Source organism: Saonia sp., assembly GCF_056326165.1.
Window position 1 is genome coordinate 294,200 of the sequence record NZ_JBWFBN010000002.1, and the last position, 7,225, is coordinate 301,424.

Annotated in this window: 6 protein-coding genes; 2 read left to right on the forward strand and 4 right to left on the reverse strand. The window is 36.9% G+C overall.

Translation table 11 applies throughout. From position 1 onward, the window contains the following. Window positions 1-27: 27 nt before the first annotated feature. Window positions 28-1,365 (reverse strand): GntP family permease, encoded by a 1,338-nt coding sequence (locus tag AC000W_RS03960; protein WP_474746221.1) that lies wholly within the window; start codon window positions 1,363-1,365, stop codon window positions 28-30. A gap of 12 nt (window positions 1,366-1,377) precedes the next feature. Then, complete coding sequence (locus AC000W_RS03965) at window positions 1,378-3,105, reverse strand: IlvD/Edd family dehydratase (RefSeq protein WP_474746223.1); 1,728 nt, start codon at window positions 3,103-3,105, stop codon at window positions 1,378-1,380. A gap of 275 nt (window positions 3,106-3,380) precedes the next feature. Between AC000W_RS03965 and AC000W_RS03970 the strand changes: the two genes are divergently transcribed. Together AC000W_RS03970 and AC000W_RS03975 are read left to right on the forward strand one after the other, a co-directional pair. Beyond that, a complete protein-coding gene (locus AC000W_RS03970) occupies window positions 3,381-4,445 on the forward strand; it encodes a sugar phosphate isomerase/epimerase family protein (protein ID WP_474746225.1) in 1,065 nt (354 codons plus the stop codon). Between the two features lie 18 nt (window positions 4,446-4,463). Continuing rightward, window positions 4,464-5,249: an SDR family NAD(P)-dependent oxidoreductase gene (locus tag AC000W_RS03975; RefSeq protein ID WP_474746227.1), complete on the forward strand. Its 786-nt coding sequence runs from the start codon at window positions 4,464-4,466 to the stop codon at window positions 5,247-5,249. 202 nt (window positions 5,250-5,451) lie between these two features. Here AC000W_RS03975 and AC000W_RS03980 read toward each other — a convergent pair whose 3' ends face one another. Further along, a complete protein-coding gene (locus AC000W_RS03980) occupies window positions 5,452-6,876 on the reverse strand; it encodes a DUF1254 domain-containing protein (RefSeq protein ID WP_474746229.1) in 1,425 nt (474 codons plus the stop codon). 4 nt (window positions 6,877-6,880) lie between these two features. Continuing rightward, the coding region (locus AC000W_RS03985) for a hypothetical protein (RefSeq protein ID WP_474746231.1) at window positions 6,881-7,225 on the reverse strand (345 nt) is incomplete at its 5' end.

Below are 7,225 nucleotides of genomic sequence, written 5' to 3' on the forward strand. Positions count from 1 at the left end.
TTTTAGTTAGTTTTCAGTCACACAGTTTTATAGTATAAAGGAGGCTATAAATACAAAAACTGCCATGGATACACCTACCACAAAGGTTCCAAGGGTGTATAGGCGATATCCGGTCTTAACATCCATATTGGAAAATTGGGTCAATATCCAAAAGCCACTATCATTAGCATGTGATACTACCATAGCACCTGCGCCAATGATAGCAACAACTAGGGCTTTGTCAATTTCTGATACAAAACCTAAGGAAGGTAGTAAAGGTGCAATTATTGAGGCTGTTGTAATGAGCGCAACGGTAGAGGACCCTTGAGCTGTCTTAATGGCCGCACAAAGCAAGAAAGGCAACCAAATCCCTAAACTTGCCCCGGATAATGTTTCTGCCATTGTTGTGGCAATACCACTATTCTGTAGTATGGTTCCAAAAATTCCACCTGCTCCAGTTATTAGAATGATATTGGAAGCGTCACCCATGGCCTTGCCAACCCATCCAGTTGTTGAAAGTATTTCTTTGTCCAATTTTTTTGGAAGCAATAAGGCAAATAACATCCCAATAAGCAATGCAATAATTGGGGAGCCAATAAACCCGATAAATTTGGCCCATCCAGCTTCTTGTTGTACATCAGTAAGAGTAAAATCCATTAAAGATTTACCTATGATTAGTAAAATGGGAATTAAAATTGGCAAGAACGACTTTAATGCACTTGGTGCATGTTTTAATTTTTCTTGGATGGCTTCATCAGATACTTCAGGATTGGGGTCAATATAAGTTTTTGCAGCTACTTTTTTTGAATAAATAATGGCAACAACAAGAGAGAGAGCACCAAGAACTAACCCTATTAACATGACCAACCCAACATCAGCTCCAATAATACCCGCAGCTGCTATGGGACCTGGGGTAGGAGGCACCAACACATGGGTTATCATAAGGCCTAAAATCAATGCCACAGCAGTTCCTGCAATGGACAATCCTGCTCTTTTGGTTAAACTTTTATTTAATGGGGTAAGAATTATGAATCCACTATCGGCAAACACTGGAATGGATACAATAAAACCAACAATAGCCATGGCCTCATGAACACGTTTTTTACCAATGATTCTTAGAACCACCTCCGCCAATTTGTATGCCCCGCCCGAGTGTTCTAAAAAGGCTCCAATAATAACCCCCAAAATAATAACAATTCCTATTTTTCCTAAGGTTACTCCAAATCCATCATTTATAGATTGTACCATGGCTTCCAAGCTCATGCTTGAAAATAATGCGAAGAATATTGCGGCGGCCAATAAGGCTAAAAAAGGATGTACTTTTAATTTAACAGTAAGTAGAATTATAAATACAATACTTAGTAATAGTAATAAAATTGACATCATGGGATTATTGGTTTAATGAGCATCTCTAGTTACTTCGGACCCTGATTTTCCAGCAAGAAAATCCAAATCGGCTCCTAAATGCGATTGTTGTACGGTTTTGGTATATAAACTAACGTAACCTCTTTCCATCATAGAATTAGGAGGTATCCATTGAGCTTTTCGTTTTTTTAGTTCTGCGTCTTCTACATCTAAATGTAATTTTCTGTTGGGCACATCTAGTATAATAGTGTCTCCGGATTCTACCAATGCCAAAAGTCCACCAATAGAAGACTCAGGAGATATGTGCAATACAACTGTACCATAGGCGGTTCCGCTCATTCTTCCATCTGATATACGAACCATATCTTTAATTCCTTTCTTAAGTACTTTTTCGGGAAGTTCCATATTTCCAACCTCCGCCATTCCAGGATAGCCAACTGGCCCCACACCCTTTAAAACCATTACACTATTTTCGTCTATATCTAGATTTGGATCATCTATTTTTTCATGGAACTCTTCAATAGTTTCAAAAACCACAGCTTTTCCCTTGTGGGTCATTAATTCTGGTGTTGCAGCAGAAGGTTTAATTACCGCTCCATCTTCACATAGATTTCCATAAAGAACAGCAATGCCAGCTTCTTCTAAAAAGGGGGTGTCAATAGAAGCAATGACTTCTGGATTATAACACTCGGCTTTTTGATTGTTTTCTCCAATAGGTTTACCATTTACAGTTATAGCATTATTATGAAGATGTTCCTTCATTTGCTTTATAACTACGGGCAACCCTCCAGCATCAAAGAAATCTTCCATTAGAAATTTTCCCGAAGGCATTAAATTAACCAATAGGGGGATTTTACTGCCTAGCTTGTCAAAATCTTTTAAATTAAGTTCCACTCCAATTCTACCAGCAATGGCCAATAGATGAATAATGAAATTGGTAGAGCCACCTACAGCAGCATTTAATTTAATGGCATTTTCAAATGCTTCCCTTGTAAGGATTTTAGATAGTTTAAGGTCTTCTTTCACCATTTCTACAATGCGTCTCCCAGAAAGTTGCGCTAATACTTTTTTCCTTGAATCAACAGCAGGAACAGCTGCAGCTCCTGGCAATGTAAGCCCTAGAGATTCTACCATACATGCCATTGTAGATGCTGTTCCCATGGTCATACAATGCCCAGCACTTCTAGAGGAGCATATTTCGGCCTCTACTTGATCCTCTGGTGTAAATCCCTCATTTTGTATTTTATCTTTTAATTTCCATACAAAGGTTCCAGAACCTATGAGTTCTCCTTTATACTTGCCATTTAACATAGGTCCCCCAGGCACAACAATGGTTGGTAGATCTACACTACATGCTCCCATTACAGTTGAGGGTGTTGTCTTATCACAACCTGTCAAAAGAACAATGCCATCCAGTGGATTAGCCCTAATTGTTTCTTCTGTATCCATGCTTGCCAAATTTCTAAATAGCATGGCAGTGGGCCTCATAATAGTTTCACCAGTACTTGTCACTGGAAACTCAAAGGGAACCCCACCAGCTTCTAAAACTCCTTTTTTTACAAATTCTGCAAATTCACGAAGATGCCCATTACACGGAGTTAATTCTGACCAAGTATTGCAAATACCAATTACTGGACGACCTCTAAAATAATCATCTGGATATCCTTGGTTGCGAAGCCATGAACGATGAATAAAACCTTGTTTTTCATCATCGGGATTAAACCATTCTTGACTTCTTAATTTTGTTTGATTCTTCTTCATTTGGTTGATTGGTATTTTACTAAATATGCAATAAAAGATTCGAATAATTATTAATCCGATTAAGTTATCATCTTTAAATCATTTAAAAAAATAGAAAAGATATTAATTTGTGTGAATCATGGTTTTTAGTATGATCTTTTACTTACAAAAAGCAATATATCCAATAATTAAACACAGATAATTTTATTTTCTAATTTTCAGCATTATAATATTATGCTATTGAGAAAAAAATTGGTATTTTGGTAGGTATTCCATAATTTCCAAAACCAATCATTATGAAACGTAGAAAATTTATCCAGACATCCATGGCTGGGACCATGGCAATGACTATGCCTATTCTTCCTAATTTTCCATCTTTACCTCCAGAAACTAGATTTGGAGTTGCAGAGGCATCTTATATGTTGCGGAAATATAGAAAAATGGAAAGCTCAAAATATCCTCAATTTACTAATGCATTGGATATGATCAATCATTTTGATTCGCTTGGTTTTGGTGGAGCCCAATTGACCATGCATAGTTTGGATACCAAATTGGCTAAAAAGATCAGAAAGCGTTTGGATGAGCTGGACTTTTTTATGGAAGGACAAATTAGGCTTCCTAAGAGTGATGATGAATTGGCACAATTTGAGACCCAGGTAGTGGAAACAAAAGAAATGGGTGTTACCATAATTAGAACTGTTTGTTTATCTGGTCGGCGTTATGAGAATTTTGACAGCATGGAAGCTTTTCAAAAATTTAAGAAAGAATCAGTGGAATCTATACAGCGAGCCGAACCTATTTTAAGAAAGCATAAGATGAAGTTGGCAGTGGAGAATCATAAGGATTGGAGAATTGCAGATTTCCTTGAAATATTAAAAACAATAGATAGTGAATGGATTGGAGTAACATTGGATACAGGAAATAATATTTCTCTTTTAGAAGACCCAATGGAGGTTGTAGAAGCACTCGCGCCTTATACTTTTACTGTGCATTTAAAGGATATGGCAGTAGAAGAATATGAAGATGGTTTTTTAATGTCTGAGGTAAATTTAGGAGATGGATATTTGGATATTGATGGAATGATTTCGATTATTAGAAAGCACAATTCGGAAGTTAAATTTAATTTAGAAATGATAACTAGAGATCCATTAGAAATCCCTATACTTACTGATAAATACTGGGCAACTTTTGATACAATAACTCCCATGGAATTGTCTAGGTATATTAAAAAAATTAAAAAGCATAAAACTATGGCACTGCCAAGAGTGTCCAACAGATCTGTTGAGGAACAACTGGCTTTGGAGGTAGAAAACAACCGAACTTCACTGGTTTATGCAAAAGAGCATTATGGTTTTAGTTAAAATATAAAGAAAAAGTAAATGTCAGATACAGTATTACCTGGAATAAAACAATTTGATTTAACAGGAAAGGTTGCCCTAATAACTGGTGGTTCCAAAGGCCTTGGATATGCCATGGGTGCCGGACTTGCATCTGCTGGGTGCAATGTGATGTTGGTAAACAGAAATTTAAAGGAAGGCGAGGTTTCTGCTGAAAAGTTGAAATCAGATTTTGGCATCAAATCAAAAGCATATGCTGCTGACGTTACCAATTTATCTCAAATGGAATCGGTTACAAAATTAGTAGTAGATGAGTTTGGAAGTGTTGATATTTTGATTAATAGTGCCGGAATAAATATCCGCGGTGCTATTGATGAATTGTCCCAAGAAGATTTTAGCCAAGTTATGAAGGTCAATGTAGATGGAACTTGGAATGCATCAAAAGCTGTAACTCCTTATATGAAAAAACAGGGTCGGGGTAGTATTATTAATATGGCCAGTACTTTGGGATTGGTGGGGTTGTCTAACAGAACTCCCTATGCATCCAGCAAAGGTGCTGTTGTACAGATGACAAGGGCTTTAGGCTTGGAATTAGCACCATTCAATATTAACGTGAATGCAATTTGCCCAGGGCCCTTTTTAACAGAAATGAATATTCCTATTGCTGGTACAGCAGAAGCCAAAAACTTTATTGTTGGGGCAACTGCATTGGCAAGATGGGGAGAGTTAAAAGAAATTCAAGGAGCGGCTATTTTCTTGGCAAGTGATGCATCTAGTTATATGGTTGGGTCTATGCTGACCGTAGATGGAGGTTGGACCGCAAAATAATAGTAATAACTCTAAAAGTGAATCGTCACAAAAAGGAGCATCCTATTTAACGGTGCTATGGGAACTAATGATTACAAGTTGTTTAAGAACCAGGCCAATTACAACAGGTATTCTTCCACCAAAATAATAATCTTCTTTAGTTAAAAAGGTACTTATACTATAGATGCAATAAACCGAGCTACATTTTCAGAGGGTTTTATTTTTATAATTTAACAACCTTAGGCGGCGTATAATTTCCATCCAAAATTTCTTTCTTGGGGTCATACATTCTCATAATAATCCAAAAATTTCCCTTAGGAGCAGGTAACCAATTCCTAATATCTTCTGGTTTCTCATTTTGAATGTATATATCAATAGAGCCATCTGGGTTGGTTTTTAAACCGGGTGTTAAACCACCAATGTTGTATCTATTTATTTCATTTTCAATAAGTTGATTATCTGGTCTATTGTACATGGTTATGGACCAAAACGCATTAACAGGTGGTGTTTGACCTTTGCTAAAATGAATTTTGTATTGATTGTTACCATACAATTCATTATCCTCAGAATCTTTTATTGCGGTAACATACAAAGCCTCATCCGCTGTGTTGGCACCATAACCAAAATAGGCTACCGCTGCACTTAGAGCGTAGTTGTTTGTATATTCTCCCAAGTTGAATTTAAAATTGAAGCCCCCAATTTCCTTACCATCAAACCTAAGAATATCATATAATTTTCTAAAAGCGGCCATCTGGCCTGCTTTCATTCCTTTTTTTTGAGCACTACTAAGCGAACTAGCATCAAAAGTTTTTCCATTACCAATATTGAGCTTTCCAAATTTACCAACCAGTTCCAATTCCCTTTCGGTAGGAGGATTTTTGGTTAGTGCCTTATTCAAGAGATTATAAAATTCGAGATTTAAGAAAGATGGGTTGGTATTTAGGGGGTCTGCCATGGCTGAGTTAGCATCAATCTGTTCATATTTGGCCTCAGAGTTTAATGGCGTTAGTTTTAGGCTCTTCATTTTTGTTTGTACTTGAGCTTCGTCTTGTTTGTCACCTGGCTGTGTTAAATATCGAGCTTGTAAAAAAACTTGATTCGTTTTACTATCAATTCGTGTAATACTGTCTGGTAATTCTCCCTCCCAAGATTTAAGGCAATAGGCATAATAGCCCACCTTAGAATTTAGTCGGCTTCCTATGTAATTAAAAGTGTTTAGACCAGCATCGGTGGCTTGTATGGTATAATATTTCTCTGGAATTTCTGAAAGGGTTAGCATAATTGGTCCTTGCGATACATCTAACCAAGCCAAACCATAATAGGTGTCACAGTTGGGCGTAAAGTCCGTAAAACCTGGTTTAGCAAGTTCCTTACTAATATGAAATTGATTTAATGGAGCATAATCATGGTATTTTGGGTGCGTGGCACGTTGTTCTAAAAGCATTCCTTTCACCCTTACTAAACCATATAAGTAAGCATCATAGGCAATGGAAAAGGCCTCATGTTCCGCCACACTTTCTCTGTTGTGAGTGGCTTGAAAAACGGTACGTTTAAAGTCCTGTAAATTCCTAATATTATTTTTAAAAATGAAAAGCCCTCCTATTATTAGCACCAAAAGCAATATGCCTAACAAGACTTTTTTCCACATAATATTAGTTCTTTTTGCCCATTAAAGCATTAATGCCCAATCCAGCTCCTGTCTGTCTCGGTGGAAATTCCTTAAGACTCTTGCCATATTTGCTTAAATAAGGTACAAATTGAGGCAACACATAGGTTTTTTCTTTCATCCAAAGAAAATGCCCAGCAGATTCTGGACTACGCTCAAAAGGGTCTAATTTTAAGTTTATAAGCATTCCGCCGTTAAGCTGAGTTGGTTGTACTAGCCATTCGTCTTTTATCGCCGTATGTACTTTCCATTGATTTACTCTAAAGGCCAGTAAATTGTTTTCAGCATAATAAAAGAATTCATGTCGTGGTGAAGGTGCTTCTTCTGTTAA